Raw genomic sequence first — 18,676 nt, 5'->3', positions numbered from 1 at the left:
GCTTAAGTATTTACTTGGAAGGCAGCAAAAACAGACGCTCGGATACTGGGTAAACTGTCTGGCGCTGGTGTTGATAGTAATTAGTTCGCTAATATTGCTGATATTTGTATTGAAATCTGTTTTCTATTAATCAGCATTAATATAAACAGGTGATAAAAAAGCCGGTCTGATGTTTCAGGCCGGCCAGAGATATTTTCAGTATTTAAAGTAAGCTGCTCACTTCTGCTTTTTCTTCTTCAAGTTCAGCCAGTGTTTGATTAATACGCTGCTGACTGAATTCATCAATAGGTAAATCCTGAACAATAGTGTACTCGCCATTTTCACAAGTCATTGGAAAGCCGAATACTATTTCTTCCGGGATGCCATAAGAACCGTCTGAGGGTACGCCCATAGTAACCCATTCTCCATTACTGCCAATTACCCAGTCATGAATCTGATCGATAATTGCATTGGCGGCACTGGCAGCAGAAGACAGACCCCGGGCTTCAATGATGGCTGAACCGCGTTTGCCTACTTTAGGTAAATATTCTTTTACATACCAGTCCTGATCATTAATCATTTCTGCTACGTTTTCATTATCTATCTGAGCAAAGCGGTAATCAGTGTACATGGTGGGACTGTGATTTCCCCATACGCACAGTTGTTTTATTTTGCTTACTGGTTTATTAATTTTTTCTGCCAGCTGACTAAGTGCGCGATTCTGATCCAGGCGCATCAGTGCGGTAAAATTTTTCGCCGGTAAATCAGGGGCAGACTTCATGGCGATATAAGCATTGGTATTGGCAGGATTACCTACAACAAGGACTTTAACATCGCGGCTCGCCACTTTATTCAGTGCTGCACCCTGTGTTTTGAAGATTTCAGCATTGGCCTGTAATAAGTCGCTGCGTTCCATACCTTTACTGCGCGGACGTGCACCGACGAGGATAGCTATATCTGCATCTTTGAATGCCACTTCTGGATCATGAGTTGCAAACATATCGGTAAGCAGGGGAAATGCACAGTCCTGTAATTCCATCATTACCCCCTGGGCAGCAGTTTGTGACTGAGGTAAATCAAGTAGTTGCAGGATAACCGGAGTATCAGCTCCCAGCATGTCACCGCTGGCAATCCGGAACAGTAAAGCATAACCAATCTGACCGGTAGCACCCGTCACGGCAATGCGTACAGGTTTTTTCATAACATATCCTCTTAAAATAAAAACACGACTATAAATATTTTTTCTTGTCTTAAAGGTATTTAATATGTCTGTACTACAAGAATTTGGGCTGTATGATAGCAAAATTATTTTCAAAATTAAATTAATTGAAGTAATAGATTGATGCTTTTTTGAGAATATTGAGTGAGTTTTTCTGTGTTATCTTATGTCTTATATAAGACTTTATTTACATGAGTTTGAAATGTCGTACAATAGATTTAAAATCAGTTCGCTTAAAAGACACATTCCTTTATACCAGTCTGTAATGCAGCGGGTTTTTCATTTGCTTGCTGATGGTGATTTCAAGCCTGGTCAGCCTTTGCCCAGTGAATGGGATCTGGCCAGACAGTGGAATGTAAGTCAGGGAACTGTGCGTAAAGGTTTGAGTGAACTGGCGGCGCGGGGTATTTTACAGCGTTATCAAGGGGTAGGAACCTTTGTTACTCAGCAAAACTGGGACTGGGGATATTATCCTTTTACTGAAATTCCGGTATTGCAACAGGCTAAAACTGAGCAGGTTTGGCCGGTAGCTGAAGTTCTGAGTGTGACTGTTGCTGTTGCGGATGAAGAAACTGCTATGCAGTTAGGTATAAAAATCGCAGAACCAGTATGGAAAATTATGCTGCTATGGCGTACCGGTTATATTGAAGTGGCGGTAGATGAATTATTTTTACCTGTTGCGTTATTGCAGGATTTAAATGTACGTTTTATGCGCCGCCGCCGTAGTTTTTATGCTTTTTTGTTGCTTGAGTATGATGTTTTGATGGATACTTCGCGACAATGGCTTTGGCAAACAGTTTTGCGTCCTGAGATTGCCAGACTGTTGAAGGCAGATATGGGTTCGCATGCCCTTTGTATCGGGCGTTTGAGCCAAAGTGTCGACGGTGTTCCTTATGAATGGCGCCGGCGTTATTTACAACTTGGAAATCAGTCTTTGCAATTAAGTGGCAGCTCTGCTGAGTACTGATACCGGTATTGTAAATAATTGGTGTGTAGTAATGTTACCTGTTTGTTAAAAACTGGGTCAATTGCAGTAAATTTCGGTTGGGTGCGGCTTTGGCCGCTGGTTTTGAGTTTATATCTTCTAATAATACAAGAGGAGTCACCGATGCAAAAAGAAAGGCCAGTGTATCTGGATATACAAAAGATACGATTACCCATTCCGGGTCTTGTGTCTATTTTTCATCGTTTTAGTGGTATCGCGCTATTTATCTGTATTCCGCTGTTTTTATGGCTGTTTTCAGGTACGCTTTCCCATGAATCCGCGTTCAATACTTATCAGGAGCTTGTGCATCATCCTTTGGTGAAGTGCATTCTTTTTGTTCTTTTGCTGGCATATGTTTACCACAGTCTGGCCGGTGTGCGTTTTTTGTTTATGGATATTCATAAAGGTACAGAACTAAAAACGGCACGCGCTTCGGCTAAAGCGGTGGTTATTTGTGCAATTGTATTGTCCGTTATTATTTATGGAGCGTGCTTGTTATCATGATTGATCGTAAATTAGCCGGCGCGCACTATGGTCTGCGCGATTGGATTATGCAGCGTATCACGGCAGTAATCATGCTGGTGTACTCAGTCTTGTTTTTAATTATGATTATCTGTTTACCGCATAGTTATCAGGAATGGCAGTGTTTCTTTGCTCAGACGTGGGTTCGTCTGATAACACAGATTTTTGTGCTGGCACTGGTATTGCATGCATGGGTTGGTATACGTGATTTGTGGATGGACTATATCAAACCAGCAGGTTTGCGCCTGTTTTTGCATGTTGCCACTATCCTGTGGCTGGTTGGCTGTCTGATTTATTCTGTTAAAGTGATTTGGGGGGTAGCATGAATATGCCCAAGAGTTTGCCGGTACGTCGTTTTGATGCAGTAATCGTAGGCGGCGGTGGTGCAGGGCTTCGTGCCGCTCTGCAATTATCTAAAGCAGGTTTAAATACAGTAGTGCTGTCTAAGGTTTTTCCAACCCGTTCTCATACGGTAGCTGCCCAGGGCGGGATTTCTGCTTCGCTGGGTAATGTACAGGAAGACCATTGGAACTGGCATATGTACGATACCGTTAAAGGTTCCGACTGGCTGGGTGATCAGGATGCAATCGAATTCATGACACGCCGCGCTCCTGATGCTGTAGTTGAACTTGAACATATGGGTATGCCGTTTGACCGGGTTGAATCCGGTAAAATTTATCAGCGACCGTTTGGCGGACATACTGCTGAGTTTGGTAAACGAGCTGTAGAACGTGCCTGTGCAGTGGCAGACCGTACCGGCCATGCAATGCTGCATACCTTATATCAGCAAAATGTGCATGCAGAAACTCAGTTTTTTGTGGAATGGGCTGCTCTGGATCTGATTCGGGATTCAGAAGGTGTGGTAATCGGGGTTATTGCAATGGAAATGGAAACAGGTGAGGTTTTCATTTTGCATGCAAAGGCTGTACTTTTTGCTACTGGCGGTGCCGGACGTATCTATGCTTCTTCTACCAATGCCTATATGAATACTGGTGATGGTCTGGGTATGGCTGCCCGTGCAGGCATTCCTCTGGAAGACATGGAGTTCTGGCAATTCCATCCTACTGGTGTGGCGGGTGCCGGGGTGTTGATTACTGAAGGTGTGCGTGGTGAAGGCGGTATTCTGCTCAACAGTGAAGGCGAGCGTTTTATGGAACGTTATGCGCCAACTGTAAAAGATCTGGCCTGTCGTGATGTGGTGTCCCGTGCAATGGCTATTGAAATTCATGAAGGCCGTGGTGTAGGTAAAAATAAAGACCATGTACTGCTGAAAGTGGACCATCTTGGCGCAGAAAAAATTATGGAAAAACTGCCAGGTATCCGCGAGATTTCCATTCAATTTGCCGGTGTGGATCCAATTAAAGATCCGATTCCGGTGGTTCCGACCTGCCACTATATGATGGGCGGTATTCCTACTAATTATCATGGTCAGGTGGTAATGGCCAAAGGCGATGATCTGGAAGCTCCGGTTCCTGGTTTCTATGCAGCAGGTGAATGTGCATGTGCTTCAGTGCATGGTGCAAACCGTCTGGGTACTAATTCTTTACTTGACCTTGTGGTGTTCGGGAAAGCAGCCGGAGATCATATGATTGACTACATCAAAAAGCAGGTAGCACATCGTGAGTTGCCGGCAGATGTTGGTGAAAAAACACTTGCACGTCTGAGCCGTCTGGAAAATCAGACTAATGGTGAAGAGGTATCTGAAGTGCGTAATGATTTGCAGCGGTGTGTACAGTCACATGCCGGGGTATTCCGTACAGATGCTCTGCTAAAAGAAGGAATTGAGAAAATCAATGAAATTGCCGAACGTGTAGCCAAAACCCAGATTCACGATAAGAGTAAGGTTTGGAATACTGCACGGCTGGAAGCGCTGGAGCTGGATAATCTGATTGAAGTGGCTCAGGCGACCCTGGTTTCTGCTGAGGCACGTAAAGAATCACGCGGAGCACATGCTTCCGATGATCATCCGAACCGTGATGATGAAAACTGGATGAAACACACATTGTACTACGCTGAAGATCAGCATCTGGAATATAAACCAGTACACACTAAACCTCTGAGTGTGGAATACATAAAACCAGCTGAACGCGTTTACTAAGGAACTATCAAGATGGAAAAAATCCGCTTCCAGGTGTACCGCTATAATCCCGATGTGGATGATAAGCCGTACATGAAAGATTATGAACTCGAAATTGAACCGACTGATGTAAAGCTGTTGGATGCGCTGATTAAACTTAAAGCGCAGGATGACAGTTTGTCATTCCGCCGTTCCTGCCGCGAAGGTATTTGCGGTTCTGATGGTATGAATATTAATGGTAAAAATGGTCTGGCATGTCTGACCGATATTCGCAGTCTGAAGCAGCCGATAGTGTTAAAACCGTTACCTGCTTTGCCGGTTATTCGTGACCTGATTGTCGATTTTACTCAGTTCTTCAATCAATATCATTCAATTAAACCCTATGTGATCAATGATACAGCTGCTCCGACACGTGAACGTTTGCAGTCACAGGCTGAGCGTAAAGAGCTGGATGGTTTATATGAATGTATTCTGTGTGCCTGCTGTTCTACTTCATGTCCTTCTTTCTGGTGGAATCCTGATAAGTTTGTTGGTCCTTCTGGTTTGCTGAATGCTTACCGCTTTATTGCTGATACTCGTGATACGCGCACCAATGAACGTCTGGACAATCTGAATGATCCTTACCGTCTGTTCCGTTGTCATACGATCATGAACTGTGTGGATGTTTGCCCTAAACATCTGAATCCGACACGTGCTATCGGTAAGATTAAAGATTTAATGTTGAGAAGAGCTATCTGATGCAGGATTTTGATGATAATGCCAAACGTCGCATACGCTGGCTAACCCGACGTGGTTTACTGGAACTGGATATTATTCTTGGTCGGTTTATGACACATGCTTTTGATCAGTTATCTAACGAAGAGTTAGCTGTGTTTGTGGCGTTAATGGATTTGCCTGATCCGGAAATTCTGGCGTTAATCAATCAGTCTGAGGGTTGTACTGACTCTGAATTTGAGCCTGTTCTGGCTAAAATCAGGCAGGCTCAGTAGTTGTAAACACTTTGCTTTTGTTAACGTATTTAAGTTTAGTTTATTTAAATAGAAAAATTGAAAATTAAGGAGTTATGGATGACTAAGAAAGCTATACTGAGCATTGAGGGGCAAGAGCCTTTTGAGATGCCGGTTTTGTCTGGCAGTTTGGGTCCGGATGTAGTGGACATTCGTAAACTGTATGGTGAGACCGGGACATTTATGTTTGATCCCGGGTTTACTTCAACCGCATCCTGCGAATCCAAAATCACTTTCATTGATGGTGAAAAGGGGCAGTTATATTATCGGGGATATCCTATTGAGCAGCTGGCTGAACACAGTGATTATCTGGAAACATGCTATCTGCTCGTATATGGTGAATTACCTGATGCAGCCGAAAAACAGAAATTTGAACTAGGTGTTTTGCGCCATAATATGGTGCATGAACAATTAACCTGGTTTTTCAGGGGTTTTCGTCGTGATGCTCATCCGATGTCAATGATGGTCGGGGTAGTAGGTGCACTGGCTGCATTTTATCAGGATAGTCTGGATATCAATAATCCTGAACACCGCCGAATTGCGGAATACCGCATGATTGCCAAGATTCCGACTCTCGCAGCTATGTGTTACCGCTACTCAAAAGGATTGCCATTTAATTATCCGCGGAACAATCTGACTTATACCGGTAATTTCCTGCATATGATGTTTGCTAAACCAACTGAGGATTATGTTGTTAATCCTGTGCTGGAACGTGCTTTAGACCGGATTTTCATTTTGCATGCGGATCATGAGCAGAATGCATCTACTTCTACAGTACGCATTGCCGGTTCTTCCGGAGCCAATCCGTTTGCATGTATTGCTGCCGGCATTGCCTGCCTGTGGGGACCTGCCCATGGTGGTGCCAATGAAGCAGTATTGAAAATGCTGGATGAAATTGGTGATGTGTCCCGTGTTGAAGAATTTATGCAGGGAGTTAAAGAAAAGCGTTATCGTCTGATGGGTTTTGGACATCGCGTGTACAAAAATATGGATCCGCGTGCCAAAATCATGAAGCAGACATGTGATGAAGTGTTAAAAGAACTGGGATTGCATGATAGTCCTAAATTCAAGCTGGCAATGGCTCTGGAAAAAATTGCGCTTGAAGATCCTTATTTTGTTGAACGCAAGCTTTATCCGAACGTGGATTTTTACTCCGGTATTGTGCTGAGTGCTTTAGGTATTCCGGTAACTATGTTTACCGTGCTGTTTGCACTGGCACGTACAGTAGGCTGGGTATCACACTGGCACGAAATGATAGCTGATCCGAATCAGAAAATCGGTCGCCCGCGTCAGCTGTATACAGGCTCCGCTCGGCGCGATTATCTCCCGGTGGATAAACGCTAGTTATTTATGTATTCAGGCAGCTTTATTGCTGCCTGAAGCATACTGATGCTTCATCACCATGCTTATACGTGGTGATCTGGAATCGGTATGTTGATATGCGGTAATCTGGAATCGGCAATCGATTCTTTATTGGTAGGGGATAGTGATATTCCTGTTTTATTAGTTTGAGGTAAAAAGGATTTTTACCATGATGGAAGAACAAACCAATCTTTCTTATTTATATGGTGCCAATGCTCCTTACATTGAGGAGCTTTACGAGAGCTACCTAAAGGATCGTGATTCAGTTGATGAATACTGGAAAGATTATTTTGACAAAGTAGCTGCATTACCGGGCTATGTTGCCAAGGATATACCGCAATTACCGATTCAGGAATCTTTTGTTAATCTGTCCAGACAGCAGGCTGCTACTCAGGGTAGTGTTGATTTAAATGTATTGCAAAAGCAGGTGTCAGTATTAAATCTGATGAACGCTTATCGTATTCTCGGTGCACGTAATGCAAATCTGGATCCGTTAAAACGTCGTCCTAAAGAATATCTGGCTGAACTTGATCCGGCACAATACGGGCTGACTGCAGCAGATATGTCTACTAAATTTTATACCAGCAGCGATTTTGGAAGCAGTCCTAAACTGCCTTTATCTGAAATTATTAACCGCCTGGATCAGACTTATTGCGGCACTGTGGGTGTGGAGTATATGCACATTACCCGGCCGGATGAACGCAACTGGGTGCAGGAGCGAGTGGAAAAAGATTTATCAGTTTCCAGTTATACGCCTGAACACAAACGTCGCATTCTGAAGCAGCTGACTGCGGCGGAAACGCTTGAACGCTATTTGCACACCCGTTATGTCGGTCAGAAACGCTTTTCGCTTGAAGGTGGTGAAAGTACAATTGTCGCTCTTGATTATCTGATTCAGCATTGTGGTAGTCAGGGTGTTGAAGAAGTTATGATTGGTATGGCTCATCGCGGCCGCCTGAATGTGCTGGTAAATATTCTGGGTAAAGAGCCCCGTGATTTATTCAGCGAATTTGAAGGTAAATATACAACTACTCTGCCAAGTGGTGATGTGAAATACCATATGGGTTTCACTTCTGATCTGGCTACCGGTAACGGTCCTTTACACGTTTCACTGGCTTTCAATCCTTCTCATCTGGAAATTGTTAACCCTGTTGTCGAAGGGGCAGTACGTGCGCGGCAGAAACGCCGTGGTGAATCCGGTCGTAATGCGGTATTGCCGGTATTGATTCATGGTGATTCTGCATTTATTGGTCTGGGTGTCAATCAGGCTAATTTCAATCTGTCACAAACCCGCGGCTATACTACTGGCGGTACTATCCATATTGTCATCAATAATCAGATTGGTTTTACGACTTCTGATTTACGTGATACCCGTTCTACTGTTTACTGCACTGATCTGGCTAAAATGGTTGACGCGCCGATTTTCCATGTGAACGGTGATGATCCTGAAGCAGTTAGCTATGTAATGGGTCTGGCAATGGATTACCGTAAGTCTTTCGGTAAAGACGTGGTGGTGGATATTGTCTGCTTCCGTAAACTGGGTCACAACGAAGGTGATGATCCGATGCTGACTCAGCCAATGATGTATAACAAAATTCATCAGCATCCGGGCACACGTTCTCTGTATTCTGATCGTCTGGTAAGTGAAAATGTCATTACCAAAGAACAGGCTGAAGGGCTGATTCAGGCTTACCGTGATGCACTGGATAAAGGTGAGCATGTTGAGCAGACTACTCTGACTGATTATAACCATAAGTATGCAGTAGACTGGACACCTTATATGGGTACCCACTGGAATCACCCGGTTGAAACTGGTATTCCTGCTGCCGATATTAAACGTCTTGCTGAAAAATTTACTGCATTGCCGGAAGGGTTTACTCCGCATAATACGGTGAAAAAAATGCTGGCCGGTCGTATGGCGATGGCAGAAGGTACGCAGCCGGTAGACTGGGGTATGGCAGAAACTCTGGCTTATGCCAGTCTGGTGACTAATGGTAATGGTGTACGCATTTCCGGTGAAGATTCCGGTCGTGGAACTTTCTCACACCGTCATGCAGTACTGCACGATCAGAAACGTGAAAAAAGTGATGCCGGTGCTTATGTACCATTGCGTAATCTGAGCGAAAATCAGGCTTCTTTCTTAGTAATTGATTCTATTCTGAATGAAGAAGCTGTATTGGCTTATGAATACGGGTTTGCCTGCAGTGCGCCTGACCAGCTGGTTATCTGGGAAGGGCAGTTTGGCGACTTTGCCAATGGTGCTCAGGTTGCCATTGACCAGTTTGTCACTTCCGGTGAAACCAAATGGGGGCGTTTATGCGGTCTGACGGTCATTCTGCCGCATGGTTATGATGGTCAGGGGCCGGAACACTCTTCTGGTCGTCTGGAACGCTGGCTGCAATTATGTTCTGAAGAGAATATTCAGGTTGTCATGCCGTCTGAGGCTTCTCAGATGTTCCACCTGCTGCGCCGTCAGGTACTACGTCCATACCGTAAACCACTGGTTATCTTCATGTCTAAACGTCTGCTGCGCTTTAATGAATCCATGAGCCAGCTCAGTGACTTTACTGAAGGCCACACTTTCCGCCCGGTTATCGGCGATCAGGTTGAAGGTAATGAAAATAGTGTTAAGCGTGTGATTTTGTGTGCCGGACAGGTTTACTACGATATCAATAAAGCACGTCTTGAACGTAATCTGGGTAAAGACATTGCGATTATCCGCGTAGAACAGTTATATCCGTTCCCGTACGAACAGCTGGCTGCTGAACTGAGCCGTTATCCTAATGCAACTGAAATTCTTTGGGCTCAGGAAGAACCGAGAAATCAGGGTGCCTGGTTCCAGATTCGTCATCGCATTGAAAAGATTGCTGGTAGCAAGCAAAAGGTTATTTTTGCAGGCCGTCCGGCTAGTGCCTCACCAGCAGTGGGTTACATGAGTAAACACGTTGCCCAGCTTAAACAGCTGGTTGATGATGCGTTGGACTTAAAGTAATCCGAATCTGTTATGAATAACTGGCCACTGTAGTGGTGGCCGATACCCTTTTTTTAGGAGTAATCCATGATTATTGATGTAACCGTTCCTATGCTTCCGGAAAGTGTGACCGAAGCTACCCTGATGACCTGGAATAAAAAAGTGGGTGATTTCGTACAGCGTGACGAAAACCTGATTGATCTGGAAACAGATAAAGTTGTACTGGAATTACCGGCTCAGCAGGCAGGTAAACTGGTTGAAATCATTGAGGCAGATGGTGCTACCGTAACTGCCGGTCAGTTACTGGCAAAAATCGATACTTCAGCTACTGCTGAAGCCGCTGCACCAGAACCAGCCGCTGCTGAAGCTGCTCCGGCAGCTGCTGCAACTCAGTCTGCCGCTCCGGCTAATCAGTCTCAGGCTGGTGTTGCAATGCCTGCTGCTGCCAAACTGGCTGCAGAAAAAGGTGTGAATACTGCTAATATTCAGGGTTCAGGCCGTGACGGACGTGTACTTAAAGAGGATGTTGCCGCTGCTGCTTCAGCTCTGGCTGCTGCTCCGGTTATGGCAACCAGCAAAGCCTCTGCACCTTCTACAGCCGGTGAACGTGTGGAACAGCGTGTACCCATGTCACGTCTGCGTTCTCGTGTTGCTGAGCGCTTATTACAGTCACAGCACGAAAATGCTATTCTGACAACATTTAATGAAGTGAACATGAAGCCGGTTATGGATTTACGTAACCGTTATAAAGAACAGTTCCAGAAAGAGTATGGCGTTAAACTGGGCTTTATGTCTTTCTTTGTTAAAGCAGCTGTTGCCGCATTGAAAAAATATCCGGTTGTCAATGCTTCTATTGATGGTACTGATGTTGTATATCATGGTTATTTTGATATTGGTATCGCGATTGGCAGCCCGCGCGGTCTGGTAGTACCGATTTTGCGTGATGCAGATCAGATGAGCATTGCCGATATCGAACAGGCTATTCATGATTATGCAGTTAAAGCGAAAGACGGCAAGCTGGCACTGGAAGACCTGACTGGTGGTACCTTCAGTATTACTAATGGCGGGACTTTCGGCTCTATGATGTCTACACCGATTATTAATCCACCTCAATCTGCTATTTTAGGCATGCATGCGACTAAAGAACGTGCTGTAGTAGAAAATGGTCAGGTTGTTGTACGTCCGATGATGTATCTGGCTCTTTCTTACGACCACCGTTTGATCGATGGACGTGAAGCCGTACTGACTCTGGTAGCAATTAAGGATGCTCTGGAAGATCCTGCTCGTCTGTTACTTGAACTGTAAGCAAATAAACTGGCTGCTATAGTTGGTATTTTTATCTGGCAGGCAATAATAACAACCGTAATGATGGCCGCCACACATTATCAAATGGCGTTTGTGCCGCATTACGGTTTATTTTATCAGTCAGAAATATTCATGATTGAAAGGAATTTTAATGTCTCAATTTGACGTTGTGGTAATTGGTGCAGGTCCTGGTGGCTATGTCGCTGCTATTCGTGCAGCTGAGCTGGGTTTCAAAACTGCTTGTATTGATGCCGGATTGAATAAACAGGGTGATGCACCGGCATTGGGCGGTACCTGTCTGAATGTTGGCTGTATCCCTTCTAAAGCTTTATTACAGACCAGCGAAAATTACCATGCAGCGCAAACTGAATTTGCCGAACATGGTATTGATGTTCAGGTTAAAGGCTTTGATGCAAAAAAAATGATTGAACGTAAAGATGCCATTGTAAGTAAACTGACTAATGGTATCGGTTTTCTGTTTAAAAAAGATAAAGTAGAAAGTATTTTTGGTCGGGGTTCTCTGCAAGGGCAGGCTGATGGTTTATGGCAGATTGAGGTTGACACCAATGGTAACAAGCAACAGATAACTGCCAAACATGTAATTGTGGCAACAGGATCTTTACCTCGCCCGCTACCTTTAACTGAAATCGACAATGTTAATGTACTGGATAATGAAGGTGCGCTGAATCTGGAAGCGGTACCGGCTAAACTGGGCATGATTGGTTCCGGTGTCATTGGGCTTGAAATGGGTTCTGTTTGGAATCGTCTCGGTTCAGAGGTGACTATTCTGGAAGCAATGCCAACATTCCTTGCTGCAGCAGATCAGCAGGTAGCGAAGGAAGCCTTCAAAATCTTCACTAAAGAACAAGGTCTTAATATTCACCTTGGTGTAACAGTTAATGAAATTGTTAAAGGTGAAAACAAGGTCACTGTTAAATATACGGTTGCTGGTGAAGAAAAAACTGAAACTTTTGATAAACTGGTTATTGCTATCGGCCGTGTTCCCAATACTAACGGTCTGAATGCTGAAGCTGTTGGTCTGCAAAAAGATGAACGTGGCTTTATTGTTGTTGATGATGAATGCCGCACCAGTTTGCCAAACGTCTGGGCAATTGGTGACGTGGTTCGTGGTCCGATGCTGGCGCATAAAGCTTCCGCTGAAGGCGTGGCTGTGGCTGAACGAATTGCCGGTCAGAAACCTTTTGTAGATATGAACACTATTCCTGCGGCTATGTATACTCATCCGGAAATTGCATGGGTTGGCCAGACCGAAGAACAGCTAAAAGCTGCCGGTGTAAAATACAAAAAAGGTCAGTCCAGCTTTGCTGCCAACGGCCGCGCGCTGGGTATGGGGCAGGCTAAGGGATTTGTGAAAATTCTGGCTGATGCAGATACTGATCGTGTACTGGGTGTGCATATTATTGGACCTGTTGCATCAGAACTGATTGCCGAAGCCGTTATGGCTATGGATTTCAAAGCTTCCAGCGAAGATATTACCCGAATTGTTCACGCTCATCCTACTTTATCTGAAGTGACTCATGAAGCAGCATCTTCAGTTAAATAAGTTTTAATTAATGTCCAAAAAACCCGTATCCGTGAGGATACGGGTTTTTTAGTGGATTATTTTGTATTGCTTGATTTATCTATTTGTCCTATCTATTTGTCCTATCTATTTGTATTATATAATTATTTTTGTAGGTTTTTGTTTTGTTTTATTGTAATATCTGTAATATTGCTATTTTATTCATTAGAAAAAACTAAATCAGGGAAGAAATATGGCGCATAATTACAGTATTTTTCATGTTGAAGAACCGTTCAATGAGCTATCTGCGGGTGCTTTAGCTCAGAAGGACTATTATTATTATAATCAGTTAAGAACATGGAAATTTAAGGATGAACTTTTTCCTTTTAATGATATACATCATAAAAAATATGATGTCCGTGACGGTAGCGACTGGGACAGTGTGTTAAAACCTCGTATTAAAGAGCGTCTGGACAAAGCTGATAATATAATTTTGTTTTTGAGTGAAAATACTTTTCAGTCCAGAGGGGTAAAAGAAGAATTAGAGTATGGTATAGGATATTTGAAATTACCGGTTATTGTGCTGTATGCAGATATACTGGATAAAAAACTTATGATGGTAGAGGGGAAAAAAGACATGAGTTTTAAGGTACATTATTTTATAAATAAATTACCCTTATTCAAACAATTGAAATCGCAAGTTCCTGTATTGCATGTACCGTTAAATAAAGAAATGGTATTTAAAGCCTTAAAGAAAAATAATTTTGTTAAAAATAGTCATCTCAGTCCGAATAATTATATGCTTAATGATTAAAATATAATTATTTTTAATCGTTATAAATTTCAATGTATTTTTGAATCTGAATATTATTACTTATTAAGGTTAAGGATTTATTCCTGCCAGTGTTTTTTTATTTTATCAAGTGCTCTGCGATCACGTTTGGTGGGTCTGCCGTCCGGATATGCAGCAGTTATCTGACTTGCCTGATTTAAAGCCTTAATCTCTTCACGCTTAACGATGCTGTTGTTGTCTTCGCTATAAAGTAAACGGGCTTCAGGAGCCGGGCGACGCATATGATTTAATCGTTTTACCTGAATTTTGTAAGGCAGAGAATTTAGAGTTAAATCAATGGTATCACCAATCTGAATATTCTTACTGTTTTTGACTTTGGCACCGTTGACCTGTACCCGTCCCAATTCAATGTGTTTTTGTGCCAGTGCGCGGGTTTTAAAGAATCTTGCAGCCCAAAGCCATTTATCCAGACGCATTGCTACTGTGCTGATATTGTTGCTGTTATTCATATAATTTATATATATTCCTGCTTGTAATCTTTATTTATTTTAGTTGCTGATAATTGTTGGATTAAGTAATTTAGCTTATTTAAAGCAGATTTTGCGCGAAATGTATCAGTTTAATCCGGTTTAACAGAAATTTTGTCGGTTATATTAAAAACCTGACGTAAATAAGCCAGAAAAGTGCTGTTATCTGTCATGGTTTTACCTGGCGAATCCGATATTTTGGCCACAGACTGACCATTACATTCAACAAGTTTTAATACAATATTCAACGGGGTTAAACCCATATCATTGGTAAAATTGGTGCCGATACCAAAGCTGGTTTTAAAACGGCTGTTAAAATGAATATATAAGTCCCAAGCGCGTTGTAAATCCAGACTGTCGCTGAAAGTCAGCATTTTGGTACGGGTATCTATTTTGAGTTTCTGATAATGGGCATAGGCTTTTTCACCCCAGATATACGGATCACCGCTATCATGGCGCAGTCCGTCAAATAATTTGGCAAAATACAGATCGAAATCACACAAAAATGCATCCATGCCGACTACATCTGTTAAGGCAATACCCAAATCACCACGATACTCATGTACCCAGGCTTCCAGTGCCGCTTTCTGAAAATCACGTAATCGGACATCTAAAGCCTGAAAAGCCTGCAAAAATTCATGAGCCATAGTGCCAATCGGAATCAGATTGAGTTCTTTGGCGATATGTACGTTGCTGGTTCCTCTGAAAACGCCGGGAGCCGCCTCATGAAGAGTTTTAATCACATGCTTTTGCCATGAATAACGATAACGCCTCCGGGTGCCAAAATCGGAAACAACAAAAGGAGAGTTGTAATGATGCTGTTCATCAGCATAGTGATGAATCAGTTCAGCCTTTGCTTGCAGACGACGCTCTCCCTCTGCCAGTATTTCCGGAGATTCCAGCCGATGAAAGTACAATTCGTTAACAATAGACAGCACAAATATTTCGAAAAACATTGCCTGAATAATCGGTCCTTCAATGCGGATATTCAGGTATTGATTATCATCTACAGATGTTTTGATAAAACGCCGTTTTAGCTGAAACAGCTCCATATAGTCGACGAAATCACTTTTAATAAAGCGCAGGCTGCGCAAATATTGCAATTCATCTTCAGTGAATTTCATCTGGCATAGTCTGTCAAGCTCCCAGTCAAGTTCTTCTAAAATTTCACCAAGCGGGTAAGCTGTTTCATGATTGTTACGGCAACGAAACTCATAGACACCGGTTGCCTGAGGGAATTGATGCAATACTACCTGAAGCATAGTGAATTTATATAAATCTGTATCCAGTAAAGACTGGATAATGGGCGGACGATTGGTATCTATGGTCATATTGCTGGAGCAATTCATAAAAGTAATTAATATGTACTATGCGGAAATATATGTACTGAATTCTGTTTCCGGATTGTTACAGAGTTTTTATCCGCATTTCAAAATTTGAGTTCATTCATTTAACAATCCTCATTTATTCGGGTCTAAACTTTCCGCTTCTGTTGCCATTTGAGAAATGGGTTTTATCAGCATAGTTGTAATCTTTACCCGGCTGCTGTGCAGTTCGTTTGAATAACTGTAACATGATTTATTATTACAGTTGCGTTGCTTGAATATAATTTACTATCAGTATTGTTTCTGATCTGCTTTGGATTTGCTTAAACTGAGATTGAGCTTAATTTCATGTTCAGCCGAGATTTAATACTGTTTACTTTTGAAAAGCTTTTTATCAGTTAGCAATTGCTGGCATTTGCAGATGTGCCCGTGCAAAAGCAATGGGTTTGTCTGACTGAGTCTGCCACATAGTTGCAGTAACATGTGAAATACGCTTTCCGGCATGCATAATTTCACATTGTGCATAACTGTCTACAGGTTTACCGCTTAATAAATAATCCGTTGAGTAGTCAATAATCTGGGCAGATTCCTGCAGGTTTTGCTGCTCCATCAGATATAAGCTGATACAACTCTGTAAAAAGCCGCCAATTAGCCCCCCATGCAGTGCAGGCAGGAAAATGTTACCAATATTTTGTCTGGCAAAAGGCAAGCTGTACAGACGTTTATTAAGACTATCCGTACCAATTTGCAGATTAATTGCTGCACAGTACGGTATGCGCTGATGAGCTTGAATAGTCAGCTGTTTATCCGGTTGAAAAATTGTTGGGTTCATTTTGCCTGCTCCTGTTGCAGATACGCCTGTAATGCTTGCTGTTCTGCGTGGGTTAACGGGTTATGAATAAAAGTAGACATTCCCAGTGCAAATGGCCGGGTTTCATCATTTTGAAAGCAGTGGCTGCGGATAAAGGCAATTGAACCTTCCTGCCGGTAACAGTGTGCACGTACATGTATAGGCTGATCAGGCACTGGCTGCATCAGATAATCTATGCGCATATCCAGTGTAGCAGTCGTTTCAAACTGTTGAAACAATGCTGCTAATGTACAGGCGGAAGCCATATCTACCAGAGTAGTAATAACGCCGCCATGAATATTGCCGGTTTTCGGACTTTCCAGCAATTCGTCGCGCCAGTCTACCGAAATAACAGGTTCATCAGAACTACTGTCACCGTAGATTTTTAACCAGCGGCAATGCGGAATATTTATGTAATGATTAAACAGAGTTTGAAATAATACAGGGTTAGCAGGCATAAGATTATCCTGATTGGAATATTAACTGTTATATTAGGGTTTTTTACAGTTATTGTCACTAGAATGCTGGTTTATTAATCAATTCTTGATTGTTGCCGGATTCGATACCGGCAGTCTGGATAGAAATCGGATCTCCGGTACTATGCTGGGTAATAAATACAAGCCCTTCTTTGGCCAGCTCCAGTAATGCTATGAAGGTGGTGACAACCAATGCCATACTGTCGTCATGCTTAAAGAGTTCTGTGAAATAACAGTGCTGCCGGGTTTGCAGGAAGCGCAGGACAACGGTCATCTGAGCCCGTACTGATAATGTTTCTTTGACCACATTATGGCTACGATTGTGCTGAGAGCGGGCAAGAATCGCCAGCCATGCCCGGGTTAAATCAGCTACTTGTACATGCGGTGGTTGCGTTACGGCTACCAGTTCAACTGGTAACCATGCCCAGCCGAAATCACGTCCGGCACGCGGTAAAGCATCCAGTCCGGCTGCAGCCAGCTTCATTTGCTCATAGGCAAGCAGACGGCGTACCAATTCAGCACGCGGATCGGCTACTTCTTCTTCGCTGGCGGGCGGAGCAGGAAGAAGTAAACGGGTTTTAATTTCAATCAGCACCGCAGCCATTAGCAAATATTCAGCGGTTAAATCCAGCTCATGCTGTTGCATCTGATGAATATAGGACAAATACTGCTCAGTAACAGTAAGCATGGGAATATCCAGTACATCAATATTTTGCTTACGAATCAGATACAGTAATAAATCGAGCGGACCTTCAAAGCTTTGTAATACCACTTGAAGTGCATCCGGGGGAATAAACAGGTCCTGTGGAATTTCGGTAACAGGCTGCCCGAAAAGCATAGCAACGGTTTTATCCGCTATACTTTCTTTACTCATGTTATGGTTCAGTGTTTGCACAGATATTCCAGACAAGCCTGAGCACAGCGCAAACCGAAGCTGGCTGTTACTACCATGGAGGCACCATAACCGGCGCAGGAAAGACCTTGCGGAGCAGTTTGTTCTGTTAGGCAGATACCAGACTGAGGCGGAGTTATAGTTTCGCTGGAATAAATACAGGGGATGTGCATTTTATCTGCCGGCTGACGGCTAAAACCATAGTGTTTACGCAATGTATAACGCATATTTGCCAGCATGCGGTCATGGGTTACTCTGCTTAAATCAGCGCATTGAATCAAACCGGCATCTTTTTGTCCGCCTGCTCCACCGGAAACAATAAAAGGCTGGTTTCGGGAGGTAAAAAATGCAGCCATAGCAGCTTTGACGCGTACCTGATCAATAGCATCTATTACGAAATCGAACGGCTGGCTGAATATATGTTCGATATTATCTGCTTCCACAAAATCTTCAATGCAGTTAACCTGACAATCTGGATTAATATCAGCAATACGTTCGGCCAGAGCTTCGACTTTGGGTTTGCCAATCAGGCTGATTAAGGCCGGAAGCTGGCGATTGATATTTGATTCGGCTACATTATCCAGGTCAATCAGGGTCAGATAACCAATACCACTTCGTGCCAGAGCTTCTACTGCCCATGAGCCGACGCCGCCCACTCCGACTATACATACATGAGCCGAAGCAAAACGCTGAAGACAATCTTCACCGTACAATCTGGCAATGCCGCCGAAGCGACGTTGATAATTTGCAGAAAAAGTGAGTATTTGCGACACGTAAATTAAATCCGTAAAGCTGTTTTGTACAGGTAGTGGTATTATACTGTATCTGCCATGTGATTCGAATTGCAAAAAAGATAGGAGGGTT

General features: G+C 43.2%; 18 protein-coding genes. 11 read left to right on the top strand and 7 right to left on the bottom strand.

All coding sequences use genetic code 11. The annotated features are described in order from the left end of the window. Positions 1-202: 202 nt before the first annotated feature. Positions 203-1,180 carry a malate dehydrogenase gene (locus GYY70_RS06890; protein ID WP_037395197.1) on the bottom strand — a complete coding sequence of 326 codons (978 nt, stop codon included), beginning with the start codon at positions 1,178-1,180 and terminating at the stop codon, positions 203-205. Between the two features lie 220 nt (positions 1,181-1,400). On the opposite strand from GYY70_RS06890, the gene GYY70_RS06885 reads away from it, so the two are divergent. The 11 genes from GYY70_RS06885 to GYY70_RS06835 all read left to right on the top strand — a co-directional run bounded on the left by GYY70_RS06885 (position 1,401) and on the right by GYY70_RS06835 (position 13,763). Beyond that, on the top strand, positions 1,401-2,165 hold the full coding sequence (locus tag GYY70_RS06885; protein ID WP_158500018.1) for a GntR family transcriptional regulator: 765 nt from the start codon (positions 1,401-1,403) through the stop codon (positions 2,163-2,165). A 141-nt stretch (positions 2,166-2,306) separates the two neighbouring features. Further along, positions 2,307-2,687: a succinate dehydrogenase, cytochrome b556 subunit gene (sdhC, locus tag GYY70_RS06880; protein ID WP_025330886.1), complete on the top strand. Its 381-nt coding sequence runs from the start codon at positions 2,307-2,309 to the stop codon at positions 2,685-2,687. Beyond that, positions 2,684-3,031, top strand: coding sequence for a succinate dehydrogenase, hydrophobic membrane anchor protein (gene sdhD / locus GYY70_RS06875; protein ID WP_025330885.1), 348 nt, complete (start codon positions 2,684-2,686; stop codon positions 3,029-3,031). The genes sdhC and sdhD overlap by 4 nt, the downstream gene beginning before the upstream one ends. 2 nt (positions 3,032-3,033) lie before the next feature. Further along, entirely contained in the window at positions 3,034-4,803 is a 1,770-nt protein-coding gene (sdhA, locus tag GYY70_RS06870) for a succinate dehydrogenase flavoprotein subunit (protein WP_037395298.1), read from the top strand. A gap of 12 nt (positions 4,804-4,815) precedes the next feature. Then, complete coding sequence (locus GYY70_RS06865; RefSeq protein ID WP_025330883.1) at positions 4,816-5,520, top strand: succinate dehydrogenase iron-sulfur subunit; 705 nt, start codon at positions 4,816-4,818, stop codon at positions 5,518-5,520. Then, complete coding sequence (locus GYY70_RS06860) at positions 5,520-5,771, top strand: succinate dehydrogenase assembly factor 2 (protein WP_037395189.1); 252 nt, start codon at positions 5,520-5,522, stop codon at positions 5,769-5,771. Before GYY70_RS06865 ends, GYY70_RS06860 begins: the two co-directional genes overlap by 1 nt. 78 nt (positions 5,772-5,849) lie before the next feature. After that, positions 5,850-7,133, top strand: coding sequence for a citrate synthase (gene gltA / locus GYY70_RS06855; RefSeq protein WP_078475764.1), 1,284 nt, complete (start codon positions 5,850-5,852; stop codon positions 7,131-7,133). A 187-nt stretch (positions 7,134-7,320) separates the two neighbouring features. Next, on the top strand, positions 7,321-10,143 hold the full coding sequence (locus tag GYY70_RS06850; RefSeq protein WP_174831802.1) for a 2-oxoglutarate dehydrogenase E1 component: 2,823 nt from the start codon (positions 7,321-7,323) through the stop codon (positions 10,141-10,143). Between the two features lie 66 nt (positions 10,144-10,209). Beyond that, positions 10,210-11,427 carry a 2-oxoglutarate dehydrogenase complex dihydrolipoyllysine-residue succinyltransferase gene (odhB, locus tag GYY70_RS06845; protein WP_084547808.1) on the top strand — a complete coding sequence of 406 codons (1,218 nt, stop codon included), beginning with the start codon at positions 10,210-10,212 and terminating at the stop codon, positions 11,425-11,427. Positions 11,428-11,578: 151 nt separating this feature from the next. Continuing rightward, positions 11,579-12,991: a dihydrolipoyl dehydrogenase gene (lpdA, locus tag GYY70_RS06840; RefSeq protein WP_174831801.1), complete on the top strand. Its 1,413-nt coding sequence runs from the start codon at positions 11,579-11,581 to the stop codon at positions 12,989-12,991. 211 nt (positions 12,992-13,202) lie between these two features. Further along, on the top strand, positions 13,203-13,763 hold the full coding sequence (locus tag GYY70_RS06835; protein ID WP_174831799.1) for a toll/interleukin-1 receptor domain-containing protein: 561 nt from the start codon (positions 13,203-13,205) through the stop codon (positions 13,761-13,763). Between the two features lie 77 nt (positions 13,764-13,840). Here GYY70_RS06835 and GYY70_RS06830 read toward each other — a convergent pair whose 3' ends face one another. The 6 genes from GYY70_RS06830 to GYY70_RS06805 all read right to left on the bottom strand — a co-directional run bounded on the left by GYY70_RS06830 (position 13,841) and on the right by GYY70_RS06805 (position 18,576). Then, positions 13,841-14,251: an RNA-binding S4 domain-containing protein gene (locus GYY70_RS06830; RefSeq protein ID WP_174831797.1), complete on the bottom strand. Its 411-nt coding sequence runs from the start codon at positions 14,249-14,251 to the stop codon at positions 13,841-13,843. A gap of 110 nt (positions 14,252-14,361) precedes the next feature. Beyond that, positions 14,362-15,600 carry a nicotinate phosphoribosyltransferase gene (gene pncB / locus GYY70_RS06825; protein ID WP_174831795.1) on the bottom strand — a complete coding sequence of 413 codons (1,239 nt, stop codon included), beginning with the start codon at positions 15,598-15,600 and terminating at the stop codon, positions 14,362-14,364. 388 nt (positions 15,601-15,988) lie between these two features. Continuing rightward, a complete protein-coding gene (locus tag GYY70_RS06820) occupies positions 15,989-16,426 on the bottom strand; it encodes a PaaI family thioesterase (protein ID WP_174831793.1) in 438 nt (145 codons plus the stop codon). After that, on the bottom strand, positions 16,423-16,902 hold the full coding sequence (locus GYY70_RS06815) for a PaaI family thioesterase (protein WP_174831791.1): 480 nt from the start codon (positions 16,900-16,902) through the stop codon (positions 16,423-16,425). Before GYY70_RS06815 ends, GYY70_RS06820 begins: the two co-directional genes overlap by 4 nt. Positions 16,903-16,960: 58 nt before the next feature. Beyond that, the gene (locus GYY70_RS06810) at positions 16,961-17,794 is read right to left on the bottom strand and encodes a ScpA family protein (RefSeq protein WP_084587284.1); all 834 of its coding nucleotides are present in this window, start codon (positions 17,792-17,794) and stop codon (positions 16,961-16,963) included. An 8-nt stretch (positions 17,795-17,802) separates the two neighbouring features. Next, a complete protein-coding gene (locus GYY70_RS06805; protein ID WP_244912860.1) occupies positions 17,803-18,576 on the bottom strand; it encodes a ThiF family adenylyltransferase in 774 nt (257 codons plus the stop codon). Between the last annotated feature and the right edge of the window lie 100 nt (positions 18,577-18,676).

It is taken from the genome of Snodgrassella sp. ESL0324 (assembly GCF_013344955.1).
Taxonomy (GTDB): domain Bacteria; phylum Pseudomonadota; class Gammaproteobacteria; order Burkholderiales; family Neisseriaceae; genus Snodgrassella; species Snodgrassella alvi.
Note: the sequence above shows the minus strand (reverse complement) of the source record. Positions and strands in the feature narration are given on the sequence as shown.